Origin of the sequence: Mycobacterium sp. GA-1841, assembly GCF_001954135.1 — a bacterium.
Lineage (GTDB): Bacteria > Actinomycetota > Actinomycetes > Mycobacteriales > Mycobacteriaceae > Mycobacterium.
Genome location: NZ_MBEQ01000095.1, coordinates 71,581 through 95,655 on the forward strand (window position 1 = coordinate 71,581; position 24,075 = coordinate 95,655).

Sequence of the window (24,075 nt, forward strand, 5' to 3'; positions counted from 1 at the left end):
CCGGAGGGCCCAGCGCCGTGGTGGTGCGAAAGTCAGGCCTTCGCCTTCTCGGCTTCCTGTTCGCGTTTGATCTCCAGTGCGATGTCGATCAGCTGGTCTTCCTGACCACCGATCAGCTTGCGCTGGCCGACACGGAGCAATAGCTCGTGGGCGGGCACCCCGTAACGTTCGCCCTGGCGCACCGCATGCTTGAGGAAGCTGGAGTACACCCCCGCGTAACCCATCACCAGGGCGTTGCGGTCCAGCAGGCACTCGGCCGGCATCGCCGGGGCGACAACCTCTTCGGCGGCGTCGGCGATGTCGAAGAAGTCGATGCCGGTCTTGACGCCGATCTTGTCGAACACCCCGACCAGCGCCTCGACCGGGGCGTTGCCCGCACCCGCGCCGAACCGGCGGCACGAGCCGTCGATCTGCTTGGCACCGGCGCGCACCGCCTCGACCGAGTTGGCCACGCCCAGGCCGAGGTTCTCGTGGCCGTGAAAACCGACCTGCGCATCGTTACCGAGTTCGGCAACCAGGGCCGACACCCGATCGGCGACGCCCTCGAGCACCAGCGCACCGGCGGAGTCGACGACGTAGACGCACTGGCAGCCGGCATCAGCCATGATCCGGGCCTGTTTGGCCAGCTTCTCCGGGCTGATGGTGTGGCTCATCATCAGGAACCCGACGGTCTCCAGGCCCAGTTCACGTGCCAGCCCGAAGTGCTGGATCGAGACGTCGGCCTCGGTGCAGTGGGTCGCGATCCGGCAGATCGAGCCACCGTTGTTCTGGGCTTCCTTGATGTCTTCCTTGGTGCCCACACCCGGCAGCATCAGGAAGGCGATCTTGGCTTCCTTGGCCGTCTCGGCGGCCAACTTGATCAGCTCCTGCTCCGGCGTTTTGGAGAACCCGTAGTTGAAGCTCGACCCGCCCAGGCCGTCGCCGTGGGTCACCTCGATGACCGGCACACCGGCGGCATCCAGCGCGGCGACGATCGCGCCGACCTCGTCCTTGGTGAACTGGTGCCGCTTGTGATGCGACCCGTCGCGCAGCGACGTGTCGGTCATCCGGACGTCCCAGGCGGAATTGAAGAAAATGTCGCTCATGCTTGGCCTCCTCCGGCCGGGGCGGCCAGGCGCTCTTTGGCGATCTCCTCGCCGACCTTGGTCGCCGCCGCGGTCATGATGTCCAGATTTCCAGCGTAGGGCGGCAGGTAGTCACCGGCACCCTCCACTTCCACGAATACCGTGACCAGGTGGTTTCCACCGTTTACCACCGACGGTTCGTCGAACTGCGGCTCGTTGAGCAGGCGGTAGCCGGGCACATAGGTCTGCACCTCGGCCACCACGTCTTTAATCGACTGCGTGATCGCGGCGTGGTCAGCATCTTCAGGGATCGCGCAGAAGATGGTGTCGCGCATGATCATCGGCGGCTCGGCGGGGTTCAGGATGATGATCGCCTTGCCGTTGGCCGCCCCACCGATGTTCTGCACACCGGCGCTGGTGGTCTTGGTGAACTCATCGATGTTGGCCCGGGTGCCCGGGCCGGCCGAGGCCGACGACACCGACGCCACGATCTCGGCGTAGGGCACGTCCACCACACGAGAAACCGCGTAGACCATAGGAATGGTTGCCTGGCCACCGCAGGTGACCATGTTGACGTTGGGCGCATCCAGGTGCGCGCGCAGGTTGGCCGGCGGGATCACGCCGGGCCCGACCGCCGCGGGGGTCAGGTCGATGGCCCGGATTCCGGCCTCTTCATAGCGCGGGGCGGCGTCCCGGTGCACGTAGGCGCTGGTGGCCTCGAACACCAGATCCGGCTTCTCGGCCTGGGCCAGCAGCCAATCCACGCCCTCGTGGGAGGTTTCCAGACCCAGCTTGCGGGCCCGGGCCAAGCCCTCGGACTCCGGATCGATGCCGATCATCCAACGCGGCTCGAGCCACTCCGAACGCAACAGCTTGTACAGCAGGTCGGTGCTGATGTTGCCCGACCCGACGATCGCGACAGACGCTTTGTCAGCCATAAATCGGCTCCTTATTCGAAACTCAGTCTTACTGAACCTAACCCGGCGAAGTCGGCGACGAAATCGCTGCCCGGGGGTGCATCTATCGCACGCGTGCACGAGCCCGGCAACACGATGTCCCCGGCCTTGAGCCGCACCCCGAAGCTCTCCACCTTGCGGGCCAACCAGGCCACCGCGGTCACCGGATTTCCCAGCACCGCATCGCTGCGTCCCTCGGCCACGACCTCACCGTTATTGGTCAGCACCGCGTCGATGTTGCAGATATCGATGTCCTTGGGCGAGACTCGCGCCTCGCCCAGCACCCAGCCGGCACTGGAAGCGTTGTCGGCGATGGTGTCGCACAACTTGATCTGCCAGTTGGTGATGCGGGTGTCGATCAACTCGATCGCCGGGACGAACGCGGCCGTCGCAGCCAACACGTCCTCCTCGGTGCAGCCCGCACCGGGCAGGTCATCGGCGAGGATGAACCCGACCTCGACCTCGACCCGCGGGTACAAAAATCGCCCGGCTTTGACCGGGACGTCTTGGAAGACCTCCATCTCGTCGAGGAGATGGCCGTAGTCCGGCTCGTCGACACCCATCATGTCCTGCATCGCCTTGCTGGACAGCCCGACCTTGTGGCCGACGATCTTGGCGCCCTCGGCCACCCGCTGGCGGATGTTGATCAGCTGGATCTCGTAGGCATCCACCACATCGATATCGGGATGGCCATCGGTCAACGGGGTCATCGGAACCCGGCTGCGCTCGGCCTGGGCCAGGTCGGCGGCCAGCTGGGCACGCACCTCGTCACTAAGCATTCTGGTGAAGTCCCCTCACTTCTTTGACCGGGGGTGTTGTTGTAACGCCGGCCAATTCTATAACGTGTTCTACATGACTGGACAGGAGTACGACGTCGTCGTGGTCGGGAGCGGCGCTGCCGGCATGGTCGCCGCCCTCACCGCTGCCCACCAGGGCCTCTCGACAGTAGTCGTAGAAAAGGCCCCGCACTATGGAGGTTCCACTGCGCGGTCAGGTGGCGGCGTGTGGATCCCGAACAACGAGATTCTCCAGCGCGACGGGGTCAAGGACACCCCCGATGCCGCCCGCACCTACCTGCACAAAATCATCGGTGACGTGGTGCCGGCGGAGAAGATCGACACCTACCTCGACCGCTCGCCGGAGATGCTGTCGTTCGTCCTGAAGCACTCCCCGCTCAAGCTGTGCTGGGTGCCCGGGTACTCCGACTACTACCCCGAGACGCCCGGCGGCAAGCCCACCGGCCGCTCGGTGGAACCCAAGCCGTTCAACGCCAAGAAGCTCGGCGTCGACGAGAAGGGCCTGGAGCCGCCGTACGGCAAGGTGCCGATGAACATGGTGGTGATGCAGCAGGACTACGTCCGGCTCAACCAGCTCAAGCGTCATCCCCGCGGCGTGCTGCGCAGCATCAAGGTCGGTGTCCGGTCGGTGTGGGCCAACGCCACCGGCAAGAACCTGGTCGGCATGGGCCGCGCGCTGATCGCGCCGCTGCGCATCGGCCTGCAGAAGGCTGGGGTTCCGGTCCTGCTGAACACCGCGCTGACCGATCTCCACGTCGAGGACGGCGTCGTGCGTGGCATCTACGTGGTCGATCCCCGCGACGGAAATGCCGAACCGCAACTGATCCGGGCACGTCGCGCGGTGATCCTGGGCTCCGGCGGATTCGAGCACAACGAGCAGATGCGGGTGAAGTACCAGCGCGCGCCCATCACCACCGAATGGACCGTCGGCGCGGTCGCCAACACCGGTGACGGCATCCTTGCCGCCGAAAAGCAAGGCGCCGCACTCGAATTCATGGAGGACTCGTGGTGGGGCCCGACGGTTCCCCTCGTCGACTCCCCGTGGTTCGCGCTCTCCGAGCGCAACTCCCCCGGCTCGATCATCGTCAACATGGCCGGCAAGCGGTTCATGAACGAGTCGATGCCGTATGTCGAGGCCTGCCACCACATGTACGGCGGCGAATACGGCCAGGGCCCCGGTCCCGGCGAGAACATCCCGGCCTGGCTGATCTTCGACCAGCAGTACCGCGACCGGTTCATCTTCGCGGGACTGCAACCCGGACAGCGCATTCCGAAGAAGTGGTTGGAATCCGGCGTCATCGTCAAGGCCGACACCCTCGAGGAGCTGGCCGCCAAGACCGGTCTGCCCGCCGACGCGTTCGCCGCGACCATCGACCGGTTCAACGGCTTCGCCCGCTCCGGGGTGGACGAAGATTTCCACCGCGGCGAGAGTGCTTACGACCGCTACTACGGCGACCCGACCAACAAGCCCAATCCCAACCTCGGCGAGATCAAGCACGGCCCGTTCTACGCGGCCAAGATGGTGCCCGGCGACCTGGGCACCAAGGGCGGCATCCGTACCGACGTGCGCGGCCGCGCACTGCGCGACGACAACTCCGTGATCGAGGGTCTCTATGCGGCAGGTAACGTCAGCTCACCGGTGATGGGTCACACCTATCCCGGCCCGGGCGGCACCATTGGTCCCGCCATGACGTTCGGGTACCTCGCAGCACTCGACATTGCAGGGAAGAAGTAGATGCCAATCGATCTCGACAAGGCGCTGGGCGCCGAGCTGGAACCCATCGAATTCTCCTGGACCAGCAGCGACATCCAGCTGTACCACCTGGGACTCGGCGCCGGCGCCGATCCGATGAGCGCGAGCGAGCTGAGCTACCTCGTCGACGGCACCCCGCAGGTGCTGCCGACGTTCGGCAACGTCGCCGCCAGCTTCCACATGACCGAGCCGCCCAAGGTGCAGTTCCCGGGCATCGACATCGAGCTGTCCAAGGTGCTGCACGCCAGCGAAGGGGTCAGCGTGCCCGGCCCGATCCCGACCAGCGGAACCGCCAAGTCGGTGCAACGCTTCACCGAGATCTGGGACAAGGGCAAGGCCGCCGTCATCGTCAGCGAGTCCACCGTGACCGACGAGTCCGGCAAGGTGCTGTGGACCACCAAGCGGTCGATCTTCGCCCGCGGTGAAGGGGGCTTCGGCGGCGAGCGCGGACCCGCGACGTCGGCTGAATTGCCCGACCGCGCACCGGATATCGAGATTTCCCTACCCACACTGCCGCAACAGGCACTGCTGTACCGGCTCTGTGGTGACCGCAATCCGCTGCACTCGGACCCGGCGTTCGCGGCAGCGGCGGGCTTCGACCGGCCGATCCTGCACGGGTTGTGCACCTACGGCATCGGCTGCAAGGCCATCGTCGACAACCTGCTCGACGGCGACGTGTCCCAGGTGGCGTCCTATGGAGCGCGCTTCGCCGGCGTCGTGATCCCCGGCGAGACCCTGCAGGCCAACATCTGGAAAGAAGACGGCAAGTTCATCGGCGTACTGACGGTGCCGTCGCGGGACAACGCCGTCGTGCTGTCGGGTGTGGAGCTCGTTCCGGCGTAGCCTCGTTCTTTTCTTTCTCCCCCTCGCTTTGTCACGCTTTCTTTGCCCCGCTTTGTCACGCTGGAGTGGCTGTCGACCTCGACGGCCACTCCAGCGTTGCATTGGAGGGCATTCCGGACGGCATGTCCTCGCCACTGTCACGCTGGAGTGGCCGTCGCCGCCCATAGCCACTCTGGCGTGACAAAGAGCGAAGGCCGTGACAAAGCCAAGGCCGTAGCACATCCGGTCGTCCCCGTCATCTGTCACGTCAGCGGGGCTGTGGACAACGAACGTCACACCAGCGTCTGTGGATAATCGAGGTGACGGATACGGCCTTGCGTTGCACACTCTCTCGTCATGGGGGAACCATTCGTCGGCAGTGAGGCCGTCGCCAACGGAGAGCTACGCAAGAGTGCTCTACGCACCAAATACACCAGGGTATTTCGGGACGTCTACGTCAGTCCGGGCACCGAGCTCACGCCGCTCGCCCGCGCCAAGGCCGGTTGGTTGTGGTCCCGACAGCGCGGCGTCGTCGCCGGTAATTCAGCCGCGGCGGTTCACGGCGCCAAGTGGGTGCCGGCCGATTCTCCGCTGGAGATGATCCATTCCAACCGCAATCCCCTTGCCGGGCTGCATGTTCGAACTGAGGCAATCGAAGACGACGAGATTGTCCGAATTGATGGTGTGCCGATCACCTCGGTAGCCCGTACCGCACTCGACATCGGCTGTTGGTATCCGCGAGACGACGCGGTCGCCGCGCTCGATGCACTCGCTCGCGCAACCGATCTCAAAGCCGCCGACGTCGAACTGCTGACTCAGCGATACGCCCGGCGCCGAGGCGTTCACCGGGCCCGGATTGCCTTGGACCTGATGGACGGCGGTGCACAGTCACGACAGGAAACCTGGCTTCGACTGGTACTGATCGACGGCGGTCTACCTCGACCGCAAACCCAGATCGCGGTTTTCGACGGGCCAGGCGACCCGTTCGCCTACCTCGATATGGGCTGGGAAGACATCCAAGTCGCCGCCGAGTACGACGGCGAGGATCATCGGGCCAGCAGCCGGCGGTACAACTGGGATCTCAGACGCGCCGAGCGGCTACAACGGCAGGGTTGGCTCAACGTCCGGGTGGCCGCCGGCGTCCGCAAGGGCGAAATTCTGCGGCGGGTGAATGCTGCCCGCGCCCAACGATCGTCACGCTAGCGCGGCATTCGACGGCGAGGGCCACTCTGGCGTGACAGTCACTGGCGGGCAGCAGACTCCCCCACGCCCAATGTCACGCTGGAGTGGCCGCCAAGTCCGACAGCCACTCTGGCGTGACAAAGCGACGACAAAGCGACGGGCAAGCAAGCGCGACAAGCAAGCGTGACAACGCGACGGCCGAAACCGCTTGGCCGCAGCTATATCCGCTTGGCCGCAGCTACATCCGCTTCCAGAGATCGTCTCCGCCGGAATGGCGTGGCGGCTCATGCGGGACCGGGGACACCGGGGCCGGCCCCGGAGCGGGCCGGCTGTCACTGGGCCCGGCCGCCGCTGGCGGCGCGGATGCAGGCGGAGCGGACGATACCGGAGGCGCCGAATGCGGAGCCGCCGACGCAGCCCCACCGGAGCGGTCGTTCAGCTGAGTCTCGCGAGCATCCAGCCCGGCCTCGCGCCGGTCCTGAGCCGTATCGCGGTCGTTCTGCTGTGTCTCGCGATCGTCTTGCTGCTTGTCCCGCTCGTTGAGCTTGGCCTCGCGCTCGTCTTGCTGTTGCTGTGGATTCGGACCGCCAGGGCCGCCCGGACCACCGGGCTGGCCGGCGCCGGGTGCACCGCCACCGTTCTCTCCGCCGCCCTTGGCGCCTTCCATGGCCTTCATCAACGGTTCCATCAGCGAGCCGAACTGCCCGCCCATCTGACCTGCCATCTGGGCGGGTTGACCGGCCATTTGGCCCATCTGGCCGAGCTGCCCCATCATCTGGCTGAGCTGACCGACACCCTGGCCGCCGGACTCGTCGGCCTTCTCGTAGGCGCCCTGGGCGTCGGAGAGCTTGCCGTTGAACATGTTCTCCTTGGCCGACAGCGCTGTCACATTCGTGGTCAGCGATGCGGCCAGCGTCGGCACGATTCCGGCGATCGTCATGCTCATCGCGTCCTCGCCGGGCTGAATCGACGGCAGGTCCGGAAGCTGTACCTCTGCGGCGCTCCAGTTGAGCGCACCGGGAGTTGTGAGCGGACTAGACACCGTTGCTACCTCTTTCTCGTAGAGACAGGTCACCAATCGTCATAATCATCATCGCCGTCGCCCATGTCGTGTTCCAACGGAGCCGGCACGGCCAGCCCGGTCGCGGTACCTCCACCGCCACCAGCGCGCTGACCGCCGCCCATCATGCCCATACCGCCGCCCATGCCACCGCCAGCCGAGTTGGCAGCGGCCACCGGCGCGACGCCACCGACCACGGCGGCACTGGCGCCGGGATCGACCGAGACCGGTGCGGTACTGCCGCCGCCGACCATCTTCGCCAACAAGGGAGTCTGCGGGCTGCCCCCGCCGGAGCCGCCGGGCAACCCGGCGGCCTTGACCATGCCGGCGCCGGTGCTCGGCCCAGACCCGCCGGCCAGCGGATGGTTCGAGAACGCCGAGAACGGGCTGGCGCCACCGCCGGTGCCCTTGCCGCCGGAACCCAGCATCGAGGTCAGCTGTTGTAAGGGCTGCGAGAGCTGTTGCAGAGGCTGCGACAGCTGCTGGGGGATCTGGCCGAACATCTGCGGAATCTGCCCCAGCATCTGCGGGAGCTGGCTGATCATCTGCATCATCTGATCAGCACCTTTTTGCGCCGCCTGCTGGGCCTGGGCGGTCGGTGGGGTGCCGACCTGCGGCAGGTTGGCGATGGTGCCCAGGCTGCTGGCCATCTCGGAGCTGGCCGCCGAAACCGTCGCGATGTTCTGCGACAGCCCCATCTTGATCCGGCTCTCGATCAGCTCCTGCTTGTTGCTGAACGGCAACGCTTGCAAAGCCATGACCTCTTGCTGAACCTCTTCGGCCGCCGCATTGAGCATGGTCTTGGTCTGCACCACGGCCGCAGCCATCGTGGTCAGCGCGGTGGCGATGGCCTCCGCCTGGGCGGCATTGGCCTCATGCCCGGCGATCATCGTGGTCGCCTCACCCGAGGCCGCCAGCGAGGCGCCACCCTGCCACTCACCGGTCAGCTTCGACAGTTGGTTGGTCTGCTGAGGAACGACATGGCCGCTGATCTTGGTCGCGACCTTGGTGTACGACGCCGCCGCCGCAGTCAGCTGATCCTCATCGATATTCGGCCAAGCCGGTCCTTGCAACGTCTGAGACCCGTACGGGCTGCTGTCGCGCGGCATCCCCATGCCACGGCCCCCTTCTACGCGTGATGCACATCCGGAGCAAACATTACCGTGCCGAGCCGGGGTGACAATGCACCTTTTATCCGAGGATCAGCCCGGAAGTCGGGACCCCGGTGCCCGCAGTGACCAGTACGTGCTCGACGCCGTCGACCTGGTTCACCGACGTGCCCCGCAACTGACGCACGCCTTCGGCGATGCCGTTCATGCCGTGGATGTAGGCCTCGCCGAGTTGACCACCATGGGTGTTGATCGGCAGCCGGCCGCCGATCTCGATGGCACCACCGGCGATGAAGTCCTTGGCCTCGCCCTTACCGCAGAAGCCGAGCTCCTCGAGCTGGATCAGCGTGTACGGGGTGAAGTGGTCGTAGAGGACCGCCGTTTGGATGTCGGCGGGCGACAGGCCGCTCTGCTGCCAGAGCTGACGTCCCACCAGGCCCATCTCGGGCAGGCCGAGCTCGTCACGGTAGTACGAGTACATCGTGAACTGGTCGGTGCCGGCACCCTGGGCGGCCGCCTCGATGATCGCCGGCCGGTGCTTGAGATCCTTCGCCCGCTCAGGGGTGGTCACCACGATGGCCACCCCGCCGTCGCTCTCCTGGCAGCAGTCCAGCAGCCGCAGCGGCTCGGCGATCCATCGGGAGTTCTGGTGATCCTCGATGGTGATCGGCTTGCCGTAGAAGAACGCCTTCGGGTTGGTGGCGGCGTGCTTGCGGTCGGCCACCGACACCGCGCCGAAATCCGCGCTGGTGGCGCCGTATTCGTGCATGTAGCGCTGGGCGATCATCGCCACCGACGCGGCCGGGGTGCTCAGCCCGTGCGGGTAGGACCAGCTGTACTCGACGCCACGCGAATCGGCGTTGACGGTCAGGCCGGTCATCACCTGGCCGAACCGGAACTCCGAGCGCTCGTTGAATGCCCGGTAGGCGACAACGACTTCCGCGACCCCGGTCGCGACCGCCAGCGCTGCCTGCTGGACGGTTGCCGCCGCGGCACCACCGCCGTAACCGATCTGGCTGAAGAACTTCAGATCCCCGATCCCGGTGGACCGCGCCACGGCGGTCTCCAAGTTGGAATCCATGGTGAACGTCACCAGACCGTCGACATCGGAGGGCTTCAGCCCAGCGTCGTCGAGCGCGTCGAGTACCGCCTCGGCGGCCAGACGCAGTTCACTGCGTCCGGAGTTCTTGGAGAAGTCGGTGGCGCCGATCCCGGCGATCGCCGCTTTTCCCGATAACCCGGCCTTGCCGGACAAGCCGCTCATGCCTGGTCTCCCAAAGTGAGTGTGGACGTGGCGATGACGTGGTTGCCAAGGCTGTTGCTGCCCACCACTTTCAGTGTCACCAGGTCGCCTTCGATCTCGGTGACCTCTCCGGTGAAGGTGATGGTGTCGTACGCGTACCAGGGCACTCCGAGGCGCAGCTTGATCGACTTGATCACCGCATTCGGACCGGCCCAGTCGGTGACGTAGCGCTGAACCAGTCCGGTGTCGGTGAGGATGTTGACGAAGATGTCCTTGGAACCCTTGGCCTGCGCCTTGTCCCGGTCGTGGTGGACGTCCTGGTAGTCGCGGGTGGCGATCGCCGTGGAGACGATGAACGTCGGGTCGCCGTAGATCTTGAGTTCGGGGAGTGTGGTGCCGACTCGAACGTCGGAGACGGTCAGGCTCATGCTTGCGGCTCCCATGCGTACAACGTCCAAGCCGGGCTGATCTCACTGTCCGGGAAGTCGATATAGGTTGCGGTGACGGGCATTCCGATCTTCACCTGATCGGCGTCGATCCCGCGCAGCTCACCCAGCATCCGGACCCCCTCTTCGAGTTCGACGAGGGCGATCACGAACGGCAGGCTCCGTCCGGGCACCTTCGGGGCGTGGTGCACCACGTAGCTGAAGACCGTGCCCCTGCCCGAGGACACGAGATAATCCGCCGGGGCGTCTTTGTCGGCCCACACCGCCGGCACCGGCGGGTGCTGCAGAGAACCATCCGGGCGCTTCTGGATCCGGAGTTCGTGGGCGTTGACGCCGTCCCAGAAGAACTTGGTGTCCCGCGAAGATGACGGCCGCATCAGCTTGTCCGGGTCGAGATCTTCTGGGATGGCAACGGTTTCCGAGGCTTCCGCGGCAGCCTGCTTGGCGGCGGGGAGGAACTTCATGATCCGCCAGTCCATGTCGGCGACTTCTTCGTCACCGACGTGCCAACGGATCTTCTGGTTGATGAAGTAGCCCTCACCCAGCGCGGTCTGCTTGGGGCCGACGATGCCGACGATTTCGGCGCTCATCACCACCTGCTCACCGGGCTGGATGTAGCGGTGATAGGTCTGGTCGCAGTTGGTGGCGACGACGCCGACATACCCGGCATCGTCGAACAACTTCATCGCCCTACCCAGCGGATCATCGTCAGACCGGGTGCGTCCCAGCCCCATCATGGTCCAGACCTGGATCATGGCAGGCGGGGCCACGATGCCCGGATGGCCGGCGGACTTGGCGGCGGCTTCGTCGACGTAGATCGGGTTCTTGTCTCCGATGGCGTCGACCCAGTGGTGAATCATGGGCTGATTCACCGGGTCTCGAGCCACCGTCGGCTTGCTCGTCCCGGACGCGATGATCTGGTCGATACCGGCCTGCAGATTCACGCTCACCTCAATCCCTCGCTGTTACCGCGGAACCCTCGGCACCTTGAGGCCCGACGCCGCGATCATCTCGCGCATCACCTCGTTGACGCCACCGCCGAACGTGATCACCAGGTTGCGCTTGGCCACCTTGTCCAGCCACACCAGCAGTTCGGCGGTCTCTGGATCAGCCGGGTTGCCGTACTTGCCGACGATTTCCTCGGCCAACCGGCCGACTTCCTGGATCCGTTCGGTGGAGAACACCTTGGTGGCGGCGGCGTCGGCGACCGCGATCGTCTCGCCGGCCGCGGCAACCTGCCAGTTGAGCAGCTCGTTGATCCGCCAGATCGACTTGATCTGTCCCAGTAGGCGTTTCACGTCGTCGTTCTCGATCGGGGTGACCCCGTCCGAACCGGGCTTGGAGGCCCAGGCGTGCACCTGGTCGTAGATGCCGGCGACGCGACCGGCCGGCCCCAGACCCACCCGCTCGTGGTTGAGCTGGGTGGTGATGAGCTTCCAGCCGCCGTTCTCCTCACCGACGAGCATGTCGGCGGGCACGTGCACGTCGTTGTAGTACGACGCGTTGGTGTGATGGGCGCCGTCGGACAGGATGATCGGCGTCCACGAGTAGCCGGGATCCTTGGTGTCGACGATCAGGATCGAGATGCCCTTGTGCTTGGCCGCGGTCGGGTCGGTGCGGCACGCCAGCCAGATGTAGTCGGCGTCGTGTGCGCCGGTGGTCCACATCTTCTGGCCGTTGACGATGTACTCGTCACCGTGCCGGACGGCCGTCGTCCGCAGCGAGGCCAGGTCGGTACCAGCATCGGGTTCTGAGTAACCGATGGCGAAATGCACGTCACCGGAAAGGATTCCGGGCAGGAACTTCTTCTTCTGCTCCTCGGTACCCAGTGCCTGCAGGGTCGGGCCCACGGTCTGCAGCGTGACCATCGGCAACGGGATGTCGGCACGGTTGGCCTCGTTGATGAAGATCTGCTGTTCCACCGGGCCGAAGCCCAGGCCGCCGTATTCCTTGGGCCAGCCGACACCGAGCTTGCCGTCGCTGCCCATCCGCTTGATCACCGTGCGGTAGGCCTCGTTGTGCCGGTCGGACTCCATCGCCTTGGCTTCATCGGGGGTGATGAGAGTCGAGAAGTATTCGCGCAGTTCGGCTTGCAGCGCGCGCTGCTCGGGTGTCAGATCGATGAACATTACGCTCCCACCAAGTCGAGGCGATGCGACGGACCACCGAGCAACCGGGTCAGGTCCTTGATCGAGGAGTAGTAGCGGTCCATCGGGTAGGTGATGTCCATACCCATACCGCCATGCAGGTGGTGGCACAGCCGCATGGCCGGTGCGGCCTGCGAGGTCAGCCAGTAACCCAGGATGCCGAGATCCTCGTCGGCATCGAGACCTTCGGACAGCCGCCACAGCGCCGAGGTCGACACCAAAGAGATTGTCCGCGAAGCGATGTAGACCTCCGACAACTGCGCGGCCACGGTCTGGAACGTCGACAGTGGACGGCCGAACTGCTCGCGGGTGGCCACATAGTCGGCAGTCAACCGCAGGGCGCCGGCAACCAGTCCGGCCGCGAACGCGCCGGTGACCGCCAGGGCCAACTCGTTGACCCGATGCGCAGTCGCGCCGTCGAGGACATCGGCGGCGTCGACCGCGACGTCGGCGAACGTCACGACGTACTCGTCCGAACCGTTGGCGGTCGGGGTCTTGGTGACCGTCACACCGTCAGCCGTGGGCGCCACCACGACGACCGCGCTGTCGGCGGTGACCACCAACCACTTCGCCGTCTCGGCATACGGCACGCCGACCTTGGTGCCGTTGAGCTTTCCGTCGGCGAAGTTCACGGTGGGCCGCTCGGGCAGCTGGCGACCCGGCTCGTTGAGCGCTGCGGACAGCACCGCACCGGTGGCAACTCCAGACAGATACCGGTCCTGCTGGGCGTCGGATGCCAGGTCGAGCAACGGCACCAGCCCGAGCCCGAGGGTGGCCAGCGCCGGGCTGATGGTGCCGTGCCGGCCGATCTCGGTGAGCGCGGTGGACAACTCGGGCAGGCCCAGCCCGTCACCCCCGAGGCGTTCCGGCACTCCCAGCGCCGCAACCCCACCGGAAACCAGTGCGTCCCAGGTGTTGTCGCGTTCCAGAACAGAGGTCACCACATCGGCGACAGCCTGCTGTTCCGGGTTCGGTGTGAAATCCACCCGAATCCTCCTCGTTTCGTCAGACGATCAATGGCTGACCGGGCACTTACCGGTGTAGTCCACCGGCCAGTGCTTGATGCCGTTGAGCCAGCCGGACTTCAGCCGCTCGGGATCGCCGATCGGCTTGAGGTCGGGCATGTGGTCGGCGACGGCGTTGAAGATCAGGTTGATCGTCAGGCGGGCCAGGTTGGCGCCGATGCAGTAGTGCGCACCGGTGCCGCCGAAGCCCACGTGCGGGTTCGGGTCGCGCAGGATGTTGAACGTGAACGGATCCTCGAACACGGTCTCGTCGAAGTTGGCCGAGCGGTAGGACATCACGACCCGCTCGCCGGCCTTGATCTTGACGCCGGAGATCTCGGTGTCCTCGCTGGCTGTGCGCTGGAACGCCGAAACCGGGGTGGCCCAACGGATGATCTCGTCGACGGCGGTCTTGGGCCGTTCCTTCTTGAACAGCTCCCACTGATCGGGGTTCTGTGAGAAGGCGATCATGCCGTGGGTGATCGAGTTGCGGCTGGTCTCGTTGCCCGCCACGGCCAGCATGATCACGAAGAAGCCGAACTCGTCGTCCGACAGCTTCTCGCCGTCGATGTCGGCCTGGATCAGCTTGGTGACGATGTCGTCGGTCGGGTTCTTGCCCCGCTCCTCGGCCATCTTCATGGCGTAGGTGATGACCTCGAACGAGGACATGGCGGGATCGACGTCGGCGTATTCGGGGTCGTCGCCGGCGGTCATCTCGTTGGACCAGCGGAACAGCTTGTCGCGATCGTCCTGCGGGACGCCGAGCAGCTCGGCGATGGCCTGCAGCGGCAGCTCGCAGGACACCTGCTCGACGAAGTCACCGGAGTTCGACGCCGCGGCATTCTTGGCGATCTGCTGCGCGCGGTTGTTCAGCTCGTCCTCGAGACGCGACAGCGCACGCGGGGTGAAACCGCGGGAGATGATCTTGCGCAGCCGGGTGTGGTGCGGGGCGTCCATGTTGAGCAGGACGGCGCGCTGCAGATCGACCGCTTCGCGGGTCATCTCCTGCGGCCAGACCGGGATCGCCCCGTTCATCGCGCTGGAGAACACGTCGCTGCGCAGCGAGACGTCCTTGACGTCCTCGTGCCGGGTGACCAACCAGTAGCCCTTGTCACCGAAGCCTCCGGTGCCGCCGGGCACGTCGACCCAGCGAACCGGTTCGGCCTTGCGCAACTCGGCAAGCTCCTCGACCGGCAGGCCCTTGAGGTTGAGCTCAGAATCGAGGAAGTCGAAGTCCTTGGGGATGTTCGGGCAGCCCATGTCTCTACTCCTTGGGTTTGTAGCAAGCCGTGCGCGTAGCCAGCAATGCTTGAAACAACGTGGTCTAGTACCGATTGAGACCATTGAAACACGGCTTGACCGCAGATCAAAGGTAGTGATGCATCCGCGCTTGTCAGAGTAATGAAACGTGTTCTAGCCTGGCTCCATGGGTAACCCTGTCATCGTCGAAGCCACCCGCAGCCCCATCGGTAAGCGCAACGGCTGGTTGTCCGGCCTGCACGCCACCGAGCTGCTCGGCGCCGTCCAGAAGGCCCTCATCGAGAAGGCCGGCATCGACCCCGGCAGCGTCGAGCAGGTTATCGGTGGCTGTGTCACGCAGTATGGCGAACAGGCCAACAACGTCACCCGGCAGTCCTGGTTGATCGCCGGCCTGCCCGAGCATGTCGGCGCCACCAGCATCGACTGCCAGTGCGGCAGCGCCCAGCAGGCCAACCACCTCGTCGCCGGATTGATCGCCGCCGGCGCCATCGACGTCGGCATCGCCTGCGGTATCGAGGCGATGAGCCGGGTGGGCCTCGGCGCCAACGGTGGCGGCGCCCGCGCTGCCTCGTGGGACATCGATCTGCCCAACCAGTTCGAGGCCGCCGAGCGGATCGCCAAGCGTCGCGGCCTGACCCGTGCCGACGTCGACGCACTCGGTCTGGCCTCGCAGACCCGGGCCAAGCAGGCCTGGGCCGAGGGCCGGTTCGACCGGGAGATCTCCCCGATCGTCGCGCCGGTGATCGACGAGAACAAGCAGCCGACCGCCGAGCTGAACACCGTCAGCCGCGACCAGGGCCTGCGCGACACCACCGCCGAAGGTCTGGCCTCGCTCAAGCCGGTGATGGACGGCGGCATCCATACCGCGGGCACGTCGTCGCAGATTTCCGACGGCGCGGCTGCCGTGCTGTGGATGGACGAAGACAAAGCCAGGGCGCTGGGCCTCAAGCCGCGCGCCCGGATCATCGCGCAGGCCAACGTCGGCGCCGAGACCTACTACCACCTCGACGGCCCCGTGCAGTCCACCGCCAAGGTGCTGGAGAAGGCCGGCATGAAGCTCGGCGACATCGACCTGGTCGAGATCAACGAAGCGTTCGCGTCCGTCGTGCTGTCGTGGGCGCAGGTGCACGGCGCCGACATGGACAAGGTCAACGTCAACGGCGGCGCCATCGCCCTGGGTCACCCCGTGGGGTCGACCGGGTCGCGGCTGATCACCACGGCGCTGCACGAGTTGGAGCGCACCGGCAAGAGCACCGCGCTGATCACCATGTGCGCCGGCGGAGCGCTGTCCACCGGAACGATCATCGAGCGCATCTAGTGGCCTTCAGTGAAGCTCAACGCATCGCGGCCGCACAGGCCTACATCGATGCGCTCGCAAGCCACGATGCCAGTGCGGTGCCGTTCGCACCGCACTGCACCCGCACCGAGATCGGCTTGAAGACCGGGTTTTCCGGTAAGCAGATGCGCCGCGATCTCAATCGCGGCCCGCAGTACCGGGTGATCAAGTCGATCTCGACGCCGGAGTTCACCGTGTCCGGCGACGAGATCCGGGCCCGGTTCGAACTGCTGACCAAGCCCACACTGGCGGGACGACGCGTCGGCGCCCGCATCGACGAGACGTTCGTGATCCCGGAATCCGACGGTCAGATCCATCGGATCACGGCCAGCATCCGGCCCTTCATTGCACGTTAAGGTCCACTCATGCCTGAGACTCCCCGCCCCCTGACCCCCAAACAGGTCGAACGCCTCAACGCGAACTCGACTGGCACCGCGATCAAATGGATGTCGCGGGCCCAGACCTGGATCTTCAAGAAGACCGGCGGGCGCTTCGGCGACAAGTTCCTGCGCGGTGCCCAGGTCGGCATCTTGACCACCATCGGGCGCAAGTCGGGCGAGGAGCGCGACAGCCCGCTGCTGTATCTGCAGGAGGGCAAGCGCATCGTGCTGGTCGCCTCGCAGGGCGGCCGGGCCACCAATCCGATGTGGTACCTGAACCTGGTGGCCAACCCCAAGGTGAAGTTCCAGACCAAGCGCGAGACGCTCGAGCTCGTCGCACGCGACGCCAGCGACCCCGAACGAGACGAGTACTGGCCCAAGCTGGACGCCATGTACGCCGACTTCGCGAACTACCGGTCCTACACCGACCGCAAGATTCCGATCGTCATCTGCGATCCGGCCTGATCGGGCATCAAACAGCAGCCCCCGACCTTGAGGTCGGGGGCGTTTTTGTAGGGCAAGGCATCGGACGACCAGGGCAATTACGCAACTCCGAGTAGCACAATTGACGGGTGAACAGATCTCGGATTATGTTCTGTGAGCCCGCCCACAGTGAACGGCACATGAGTGACAGCCCACATTTTCATGAACCGATGGAGAGCCTATGCATCACCTCAGACGGCGCCGCACCGCCGGAGCCGCCGCCACCGCTCTGACCGCGTGCTCCCTGTTCGCCGCGGCGACGCTGCCCGCTGCCGCGATGACCGTGACGTTCGTGCGGCATGCGGAGTCGCAGGGCAACGCCTCGGGATACATCGACACCAGCACGCCCGGGCCGCACCTGACCAATGACCAGGTGAACCAGAACGAGGGCCCGACCGGTGAGCAACAGGCCCAGGCCTGGGCCGATGGCCAGTCCGCCGCTGCATTCGACGCGCTCTACGCCTCGACCATGATTCGCACCCAAGAGACTGCGGCACCGTTCGCCAAAAAGAGCGGGTTGCCGGTGACGATCTTGGGCGCATACGACCCGAAGAATCCGACGCGGAATTCCGGCGTGCAGGAAATCAGTGCCGGCATCTTCGAGGGCTTGCCCGAAGGCGAAGGCATCGGGCGCGTCGGATACATCCTGGCTCCGCTGGCCTGGACCCTGGGCCTGCAGTTCATCTCGGTGCCCGGTGGAGAGAGCGGCCTGGAGTTCAACGAACGGGTGACGAACGCCCTTGCCGACGTCGAAGCGGGCACCTCAGACACCAACGGCGACAACCAAATAGACGCCGCGGTGTTCTCCCACGGCGCCACCATCATGATGTGGACGATGATGAACGTCGACAACCCGAACTTGTTGTTGATCGTGCAGCATCCCTTGAACAACACCGACACCGTGGTGGTGGAGAAGAACGCAGACGGCAGCTGGACGTTGAAGAGCTGGGCCGGCACGGAAGTGGCCGAGGCCGATTATGCGACGAAGATGCTCGTCAATGTTCGCGACCTGATCGTGGCGCCACAGAAGGCGATCTACGACATGCGTCTGCCGGTCCTGTCGTTGGACCCCGAGACGATTGTGAACGCCGGCGCCAAAGGTCTCGAAGACGTCGGCGCAGCGACGGTCAAGTTCGTCAAGGATTCGGTGACCGACACCGTCGAGGCGATCGTCGGTATCCCCGGCTCGCTGAACAAGTCGACATCGCAGGTCTCGAAGGTCAGCATTCAGAGCACCGCCGCCCAGGCCGAGCCCGAGGCCAAGGTCGAGACTGACGCCGACGAGAATCTCGCCCAGGGTGCCGAGCCTTCGGTAGAGAAGGCCGACGACAGTACCGCGAAGGTCACCGAGAATGTCACCGAGAAGGCCGCTGCGCGAACGACATTGGCGCAAACCAGGATCTCGGCCAGCCGCGCCGTCAACGGTGCGACCAAGCTGACCGCGGGCAACAAGGTGGAGCCGGGCAAGGCACTGTCCGCGGTGCGCGACCGAACCGAACGCGTTTCAGACGAGGTGCGCAGCGGGATCGAATCCTCGATCCAGAACGCCCGCCAGACCGTCAAGAAGCTCACCGGTGCCGACAAGGCGAACAACGACAAAGAGAAGAAGGACGGCAAGGTGAGGAGCGCCGGCAAGGACGCCGCCTGACCTGCCGAGCAGTCCCCCGCAAGCGGGAGGGGCCCCGGTAAACCGGTACCAGATCGTTTGAACTGGTACCGGTTTGCGTCTGTTCGCGAGGAGAAAACTAAGCGCCGTAGACGGGCACCGCGGGGCGCGCCTTGGCCAGCAGGTCGTTGACGACCGGACCCAGCTCGGCCGGATCCCACTTGGCGCCCTTGTCGATCTCGGGACCGTGCGCCCAACCCTCGGCGACGCGGATCTTGCCGCCTTCGACTTCGAACACCTTGCCCGTCACGTCGCGGGACTCGGTGCTGCCCAGCCACACCAACAGCGGAGAGACGTTCTCCGGCGCCATGGCATCGAAGGCCTGGTCCTGGGTGGCCATCATGTCGGCGAACACGGTCTCGGTCATCCGGGTACGGGCCGAGGGCGCGATGGCGTTGACGCTGACGCCGTACCGGCCCATCTCGGCGGCGGCCACCAGGGTCAGCGCGGCGATGCCGGCCTTGGCGGCGCTGTAGTTCGCCTGTCCCACACTGCCTTGCAGGCCCGCGCCGGAGCTGGTGTTGATGATCCGGGCGTCGACGGTGTTGCCGGCCTTGGACTGCGCACGCCAGTACGCGGCGGCGTGCTTCATCGTGGCGAAATGCCCCTTAAGATGCACGGCGGTGACGGCGTCGAACTCTTCTTCGGAGGTGTTGGCGAACATCCGGTCGCGCACGATGCCGGCGTTGTTGACCAGGACGTCGAGGCCGCCGAAGGAATCGACCGCAGTCTGGATGAGCGCCTCGGCCTGGCCCCAGTCGGCGACGTTGGAGCCGTTGGCAACGGCTTCGCCTCCGGCGGCGACGATCTCGTCGACGACGGCCTGGGCGGCGCTACCGCCGCCGGCCGGTGAACCGTCCAGGCCCACCCCGATGTCGTTGACCACGACGCGTGCACCTTCGGCCGCGAAGGCCAGCGCGTGCGCGCGTCCGAGGCCGCCGCCGGCGCCCGTCACGATGACCACCCGGCCGTCCAGAAGTCCCATGTGAATGTGTCTCCTTCTATTTGATGTCTGCTGTAGTGGTCGACAGGTAATGCGGCGGCTCCCCGCCGCCGTGCACCTCCAGCGTGGCGCCGCTGATGTAGGACGCCGCCGCTGAGGACAAAAACGCCGTGGCCCAGCCGATGTCGGCCGGTTTGGCGAGCCGTCCCAGCGGTACGTTCCGTGAGATGGCCGCGATGGAGTCGGCGTCGCCGTAGAACAGTTCGGACTGTTCGGTTTCGACCATGCCGACCACCACCGAGTTCACCCGGACCTTGGGCGCCCATTCCACGGCCAGGGTGGAGGTGAGGTTGTCGATGCCGGCCTTCGCCGCACCGTACGCGGCGGTTCCCGGCGTCGGCCGGTGTCCGCTGACGCTGGAGATGTTGACGATGGAGCCGCCTGAGTCCTGGCTCTGCATCACGGCATTGGCGTGCGTGGACACCGCCAGCGCGCCGATCAGGTTGAGCTCAATGATCTTGGTGCTGAACTTCACCGATGCGTCGGCGGCGAGCACATACGGCGAGCCGCCGGCGTTGTTGACGACGACATCGAGGCGGCCGTGCTTTTCGACGACGGCGTCGACCAGCGCCTTCACCGAGTCGTCATCCCGGATGTCGCAGCTGTGGAACTCGTAGGGCAGTCCCTCAACCGGACGACGTGCGCAGGTCACCACGGTGGCGCCCTGACCGGCGAAAACCGCGCTGATACCAGCGCCAACCCCTCGCACTCCGCCGGTTACCAGGACCACCTTGCCGGCCAAATCCAAATTGATTGCACCGGCTTCTGGCGTATCGGTCACTGTGCTAGCGTACCAAGCAAGTGCTTGCTTAGGTAGCGACCCCTTCAGGAAGTGGATTGATGACGATCACCACCAAGACAGTCGAACCGGGCATCGTCTCGGTCACCGTCAACTACCCGCCGGTCAACGCCATCCCGTCGGCCGGCTGGTTCGAACTCGGCGATGCCATCACCGCCGCCGGCCGCGACCGCAGCACCCACGTGGTGATCCTGCGAGCCGAGGGCCGCGGCTTCAACGCCGGCGTCGACATCAAGGAAATGCAGAACACCGAGGGCTTCACCGCGCTGATCGACGCCAACCGCGGCTGCTACCACGCGTTCAAGGCCGTGTACGAGTGCGAGGTCCCAGTGGTGGCCGCCGTCAACGGCTTCTGTGTCGGCGGCGGTATCGGCCTGGTCGGCAACGCCGACGTGATCGTGGCCTCCGACGACGCCAAGTTCGGTCTGCCCGAGGTGGAACGCGGCGCGCTCGGTGCCGCCACCCATCTGTCGCGTCTGGTGCCTCAGCACCTGATGCGCCGGCTGTTCTTCACCGCCGCCACCGTGCCTGCCGAGACCCTGCACCACTTCGGTTCGGTGCACGAGGTCGTGCCACGCGAGGAGCTCGACGAGGCCGCGCTGCGCGTCGCCCGCGACATCGCGAGCAAGGACACCCGGGTGATCCGAGCGGCCAAGGAGGCGCTGAACTTCATCGACGTCCAGCCCGTCAACGCGCGGTACCGCATGGAGCAGGGCTTCACCTTCGAACTCAACCTGTCCGGTGTGTCCGACGAGCACCGCGACGCCTTCGCCGGAACTGACAAGGGGTCGAAATAACATGGCAGACAAGAGAACAACCCTCGACGAGGCCGTCGCCTCGATCGAGAGCGGCATGACCATCGGCATCGGTGGCTGGGGCTCGCGGCGCAAGCCGATGGCCTTCGTACGAGCGCTGCTGCGCACCGACGTCAAGGACCTGACCGTGGTCACCTACGGCGGGCCCGACCTCGGCCTGCTGTGCTCGGCCGGCAAGGTCAAGCGCGTCTACTACGGCTTCGTGTCGCTGGACTCGCCGCCGTTCTACGACCCGTGGTTCGCCAAGGCCCGCACCACCGGCGCGATCGAGGCCCGGGAGATGGACGAAGGCATGCTGCGTTGTGGCCTGCAGGCCGCCGCGCAGCGGCTGCCGTTCCTGCCGATCCGCGCCGGCCTCGGCAGCGACGTCCGCACGTTCTGGGGTGACGAACTCAAGACCGTGACGTCGCCGTATCAGACCGACGGGGCTTATGAGGAGCTCATCGCGATGCCCGCGCTGAACCTCGACGCGGCGTTCGTGCACATGAACCTCGGTGACGCGCAGGGTAATGCGGCCTACACCGGGATCGACCCGTACTTCGATGACTTGTTCTTGATGTCGGCGCAGCGCCGTTTTCTGTCAGTCGAGCGGGTGGTGTCCACCGAGGAACTGGTCAAGGCCGTTCCCACGCAGGCTCTTCTGATCAACCGGATGATGGTCGACTCGGTCGTCGAGGCGCCCAACGGCTCACACTTCACCACCAACGAGCCCGACTACCGGCGCGACGAGAAGTTCCAGCGCCACTACGCAGAGGCCGCCGGCTCCGACGAGACGTGGGCCGAGTTCGTCAAGACGTACCTGTCCGGCAGTGAGGACGATTACCAGGCTGCGGTGCGTAAGTTCGCCGAGGCCCAGAAAGAAGGTGCCAAGTGAGTGACGTGACCCGCGCCGAGGTATGCGCCGTCGCCTGCGCCGAATTGTTCCGCGACGCCGGCGAGATCATGGCCAGCCCGATGACCACCGTCGTCCAGATCGGTGCCCGGTTGGCCCGGCTGACCTTCTCCCCCGACATCGTGCTGACCGACGGTGAGGCCCGGATCATGGCCGACACCCCGGCGATCGGCGGCGCCTTCACCGTCGAGGGCTGGATGCCGTTCAACCGGGTCTTCGAGACCCTCGCATGGGGCAAGCGCCATGTGGTCATGGGCGCCAACCAGATCGACCGCTACGGCAATCAGAACCTGTCGGCGTTCGGCCCGATCCAGCACCCGACCCGGCAGATGTTCGGCGTCCGCGGCGCGCCCGGCAACAGCATCAACCACGCCACCAGCTACTTCGTCGGCAACCACTCCAAGCGGGTGTTCTGCGAGTCGGTGGACATCGTGTCCGGAATCGGCTGGGACAAGGTTGATCCCGCCAACCCGGCCTACCGGTTCGCCAACATCTACCGGGTGGTGTCCAACCTGGGCGTGTTCGACTTCAACGGTCCCGATCACCAGATGCGGGCGGTGTCCATTCACCCCGGCGTGGAGGCTCAGCAGGTGGCCGACAACACCTCTTTCGAGGTGCACGGACTCGACGAGGCCGAAACCACCCGGCTGGCCACCGACGAAGAGCTCAAGCTGCTGCGTGAGGTCATCGATCCGAAGTCGTTGCGCGACAAGGAAGTGAAAGTAGTCGAGGCGAAATAGTGGGCAAGCTCAAGACTCCGCTGACCGAACTGGTCGGTATCGAGCATCCGGTCGTGCAGACCGGGATGGGCTGGGTGGCCGGAGCCCGTCTGGTCGCCGCCACCTCCAATGCCGGCGGGCTCGGCATCCTGGCCTCGGCGACGATGACGCTCGAGGAACTGCAGACCGCCGTGACCAAGGTCAAGGCCGCCACCGACAATCCCTTCGGCATCAACATGCGTGCCGACGCGGGCGATGCCGGTGCGCGCGTCGACCTCCTGATCCGCGAAGGAGTCAAAGTCGCCTCCTTCGCTCTGGCTCCCAAGCCCGAGCTGATCGCCAAGCTGAAAGACGCCGGCGTGGTGGTGATCCCGTCGGTCGGCGCGGCCAAGCACGCCAAGAAGGTGGCCGGCTGGGGTGCCGACGCGGTGATCGTGCAGGGCGGTGAGGGTGGTGGCCACACGGGCCCGGTCGCCACCACGCTGCTGCTGCCCTCGGTGCTCGATGCGGTCAAGGACACCGGCATGCCGGTGATCGCTGCGGGTGGCTTCTTCGACGGACGCGGCCTGGCCGCTGCCCTGTCCTACGGGGCGGCGGGCGTGGCCATGGGCACGCGGTTCCTGCTGACCTCGGATTCCACCGTGCCCGACGCGGTCAAACAGCGCTACCTGCAGGCCGCACTCGACGGCACCGTGGTGTCCACCCGCGTGGACGGCATGCCGCACCGGGTGCTGCGCACCGGTCTGGTGGAGAAGCTCGAGAGCGGTTCGCGGGCCCGGGGTTTCACCGCCGCCGTCGGCAACGCCCAGAAGTTCAAGAAGCTCTCGGGTATGACGTGGCTGTCGATGATCAAGGACGGCATGGCCATGCGCCACGGCAAAGAACTCACCTGGTCGCAGGTGGTGATGGCGGCCAACACCCCGATGTTGCTCAAAGCCGGTCTGGTGGAAGGTAATACCGACGCCGGTGTGCTGGCGTCGGGACAGGTCGCCGGAATCATCAACGATCTGCCGTCGTGCGCCGAGCTGGTCGAGAGCATCGTCGACGACGCTGTCGCGCACCTGCAGTCGGCCTCGGCGTTCGTCGTCGAGTAACCGGTCTGCACGGCGCGCGGGCTGTCGGGCAACCCGTCTGGTGTG

At 65.8% G+C, this 24,075-nt stretch carries 24 protein-coding genes; 11 read left to right on the plus strand and 13 right to left on the minus strand.

Annotated elements, in window-relative coordinates; genetic code table 11:
- Nucleotides 1-32 precede the first annotated feature (32 nt).
- Genes dmpG through A5740_RS22620 form a run of 3 tightly spaced genes read right to left on the minus strand, consistent with a single transcriptional unit; the run spans nt 33 to nt 2,799 of the window.
- Nucleotides 33-1,085: a 4-hydroxy-2-oxovalerate aldolase gene (dmpG, locus tag A5740_RS22610; RefSeq protein ID WP_055117808.1), complete on the minus strand. Its 1,053-nt coding sequence runs from the start codon at nt 1,083-1,085 to the stop codon at nt 33-35.
- Entirely contained in the window at nt 1,082-2,002 is a 921-nt protein-coding gene (locus A5740_RS22615; RefSeq protein ID WP_076197779.1) for an acetaldehyde dehydrogenase (acetylating), read from the minus strand. The genes dmpG and A5740_RS22615 overlap by 4 nt, the downstream gene beginning before the upstream one ends.
- 11 nt (nt 2,003-2,013) lie before the next feature.
- A complete protein-coding gene (locus tag A5740_RS22620) occupies nt 2,014-2,799 on the minus strand; it encodes a 2-keto-4-pentenoate hydratase (protein ID WP_076197781.1) in 786 nt (261 codons plus the stop codon).
- Between the two features lie 73 nt (nt 2,800-2,872).
- Here A5740_RS22620 and kstD point away from each other — a divergent pair, with 73 nt between their 5' ends.
- The 3 genes from kstD to A5740_RS22635 all read left to right on the plus strand — a co-directional run bounded on the left by kstD (nt 2,873) and on the right by A5740_RS22635 (nt 6,595).
- A complete protein-coding gene (gene kstD / locus A5740_RS22625) occupies nt 2,873-4,552 on the plus strand; it encodes a 3-oxosteroid 1-dehydrogenase (protein WP_076197893.1) in 1,680 nt (559 codons plus the stop codon).
- Nucleotides 4,553-5,413 (plus strand): MaoC family dehydratase, encoded by an 861-nt coding sequence (locus A5740_RS22630; protein WP_076197783.1) that lies wholly within the window; start codon nt 4,553-4,555, stop codon nt 5,411-5,413. It begins immediately after the preceding gene.
- A 336-nt stretch (nt 5,414-5,749) separates the two neighbouring features.
- The gene (locus A5740_RS22635; protein WP_076197785.1) at nt 5,750-6,595 is read left to right on the plus strand and encodes a hypothetical protein; all 846 of its coding nucleotides are present in this window, start codon (nt 5,750-5,752) and stop codon (nt 6,593-6,595) included.
- Between the two features lie 217 nt (nt 6,596-6,812).
- Here A5740_RS22635 and A5740_RS22640 read toward each other — a convergent pair whose 3' ends face one another.
- The 8 genes from A5740_RS22640 to A5740_RS22675 all read right to left on the minus strand — a co-directional run bounded on the left by A5740_RS22640 (nt 6,813) and on the right by A5740_RS22675 (nt 14,843).
- Nucleotides 6,813-7,616 carry a hypothetical protein gene (locus tag A5740_RS22640; protein ID WP_076197787.1) on the minus strand — a complete coding sequence of 268 codons (804 nt, stop codon included), beginning with the start codon at nt 7,614-7,616 and terminating at the stop codon, nt 6,813-6,815.
- Nucleotides 7,617-7,645: 29 nt separating this feature from the next.
- Complete coding sequence (locus tag A5740_RS22645; RefSeq protein WP_076197789.1) at nt 7,646-8,749, minus strand: hypothetical protein; 1,104 nt, start codon at nt 8,747-8,749, stop codon at nt 7,646-7,648.
- Nucleotides 8,750-8,825: 76 nt separating this feature from the next.
- A complete protein-coding gene (locus tag A5740_RS22650; RefSeq protein ID WP_076197791.1) occupies nt 8,826-10,007 on the minus strand; it encodes a lipid-transfer protein in 1,182 nt (393 codons plus the stop codon).
- Entirely contained in the window at nt 10,004-10,414 is a 411-nt protein-coding gene (locus A5740_RS22655) for a MaoC family dehydratase (RefSeq protein ID WP_175616331.1), read from the minus strand. The genes A5740_RS22650 and A5740_RS22655 overlap by 4 nt, the downstream gene beginning before the upstream one ends.
- Nucleotides 10,411-11,382 (minus strand): bifunctional MaoC family dehydratase N-terminal/OB-fold nucleic acid binding domain-containing protein, encoded by a 972-nt coding sequence (locus tag A5740_RS22660; protein ID WP_076197793.1) that lies wholly within the window; start codon nt 11,380-11,382, stop codon nt 10,411-10,413. Before A5740_RS22660 ends, A5740_RS22655 begins: the two co-directional genes overlap by 4 nt.
- Nucleotides 11,383-11,397: 15 nt before the next feature.
- Nucleotides 11,398-12,561 (minus strand): acyl-CoA dehydrogenase FadE29, encoded by a 1,164-nt coding sequence (fadE29, locus tag A5740_RS22665; protein WP_076197795.1) that lies wholly within the window; start codon nt 12,559-12,561, stop codon nt 11,398-11,400.
- Entirely contained in the window at nt 12,561-13,565 is a 1,005-nt protein-coding gene (locus A5740_RS22670) for an acyl-CoA dehydrogenase family protein (RefSeq protein ID WP_076197797.1), read from the minus strand. Before A5740_RS22670 ends, fadE29 begins: the two co-directional genes overlap by 1 nt.
- A gap of 27 nt (nt 13,566-13,592) precedes the next feature.
- The gene (locus A5740_RS22675) at nt 13,593-14,843 is read right to left on the minus strand and encodes a cytochrome P450 (RefSeq protein ID WP_076197799.1); all 1,251 of its coding nucleotides are present in this window, start codon (nt 14,841-14,843) and stop codon (nt 13,593-13,595) included.
- Between the two features lie 166 nt (nt 14,844-15,009).
- Here A5740_RS22675 and A5740_RS22680 point away from each other — a divergent pair, with 166 nt between their 5' ends.
- The 4 genes from A5740_RS22680 to A5740_RS22695 all read left to right on the plus strand — a co-directional run bounded on the left by A5740_RS22680 (nt 15,010) and on the right by A5740_RS22695 (nt 18,690).
- Nucleotides 15,010-16,161, plus strand: a complete 1,152-nt coding sequence (locus A5740_RS22680) for a steroid 3-ketoacyl-CoA thiolase (RefSeq protein ID WP_076197801.1) — start codon at nt 15,010-15,012, stop codon at nt 16,159-16,161.
- Nucleotides 16,161-16,535 carry a hypothetical protein gene (locus A5740_RS22685; RefSeq protein ID WP_076197803.1) on the plus strand — a complete coding sequence of 125 codons (375 nt, stop codon included), beginning with the start codon at nt 16,161-16,163 and terminating at the stop codon, nt 16,533-16,535. The genes A5740_RS22680 and A5740_RS22685 overlap by 1 nt, the downstream gene beginning before the upstream one ends.
- Before the next feature lie 9 nt (nt 16,536-16,544).
- Nucleotides 16,545-17,024, plus strand: a complete 480-nt coding sequence (locus tag A5740_RS22690) for a nitroreductase family deazaflavin-dependent oxidoreductase (RefSeq protein ID WP_076197805.1) — start codon at nt 16,545-16,547, stop codon at nt 17,022-17,024.
- Between the two features lie 199 nt (nt 17,025-17,223).
- Nucleotides 17,224-18,690: a histidine phosphatase family protein gene (locus A5740_RS22695; protein ID WP_076197807.1), complete on the plus strand. Its 1,467-nt coding sequence runs from the start codon at nt 17,224-17,226 to the stop codon at nt 18,688-18,690.
- A 97-nt stretch (nt 18,691-18,787) separates the two neighbouring features.
- Here A5740_RS22695 and A5740_RS22700 read toward each other — a convergent pair whose 3' ends face one another.
- Both A5740_RS22700 and A5740_RS22705 read right to left on the minus strand, forming a co-directional pair.
- Nucleotides 18,788-19,693, minus strand: coding sequence for an SDR family oxidoreductase (locus tag A5740_RS22700; RefSeq protein WP_076197809.1), 906 nt, complete (start codon nt 19,691-19,693; stop codon nt 18,788-18,790).
- Nucleotides 19,694-19,709: 16 nt separating this feature from the next.
- The gene (locus tag A5740_RS22705) at nt 19,710-20,492 is read right to left on the minus strand and encodes an SDR family oxidoreductase (RefSeq protein WP_076197811.1); all 783 of its coding nucleotides are present in this window, start codon (nt 20,490-20,492) and stop codon (nt 19,710-19,712) included.
- A 59-nt stretch (nt 20,493-20,551) separates the two neighbouring features.
- On the opposite strand from A5740_RS22705, the gene echA20 reads away from it, so the two are divergent.
- The 4 genes from echA20 to ipdC are packed head-to-tail and all read left to right on the plus strand — an operon-like array spanning nt 20,552 to nt 24,030.
- Nucleotides 20,552-21,307: a (7aS)-7a-methyl-1,5-dioxo-2,3,5,6,7,7a-hexahydro-1H-indene-carboxyl-CoA hydrolase gene (gene echA20 / locus A5740_RS22710; protein WP_003883018.1), complete on the plus strand. Its 756-nt coding sequence runs from the start codon at nt 20,552-20,554 to the stop codon at nt 21,305-21,307.
- A 1-nt stretch (nt 21,308) separates the two neighbouring features.
- Nucleotides 21,309-22,199 carry a cholesterol ring-cleaving hydrolase subunit IpdA gene (ipdA, locus tag A5740_RS22715; protein ID WP_076197813.1) on the plus strand — a complete coding sequence of 297 codons (891 nt, stop codon included), beginning with the start codon at nt 21,309-21,311 and terminating at the stop codon, nt 22,197-22,199.
- Complete coding sequence (gene ipdB, locus A5740_RS22720) at nt 22,196-22,957, plus strand: cholesterol ring-cleaving hydrolase subunit IpdB (protein ID WP_076197815.1); 762 nt, start codon at nt 22,196-22,198, stop codon at nt 22,955-22,957. Before ipdA ends, ipdB begins: the two co-directional genes overlap by 4 nt.
- Complete coding sequence (gene ipdC, locus A5740_RS22725; RefSeq protein ID WP_076197817.1) at nt 22,957-24,030, plus strand: (3aS,4S,5R,7aS)-5-hydroxy-7a-methyl-1-oxo-octahydro-1H-indene-4-carboxyl-CoA dehydrogenase; 1,074 nt, start codon at nt 22,957-22,959, stop codon at nt 24,028-24,030. The genes ipdB and ipdC overlap by 1 nt, the downstream gene beginning before the upstream one ends.
- Nucleotides 24,031-24,075: the final 45 nt, after the last annotated feature.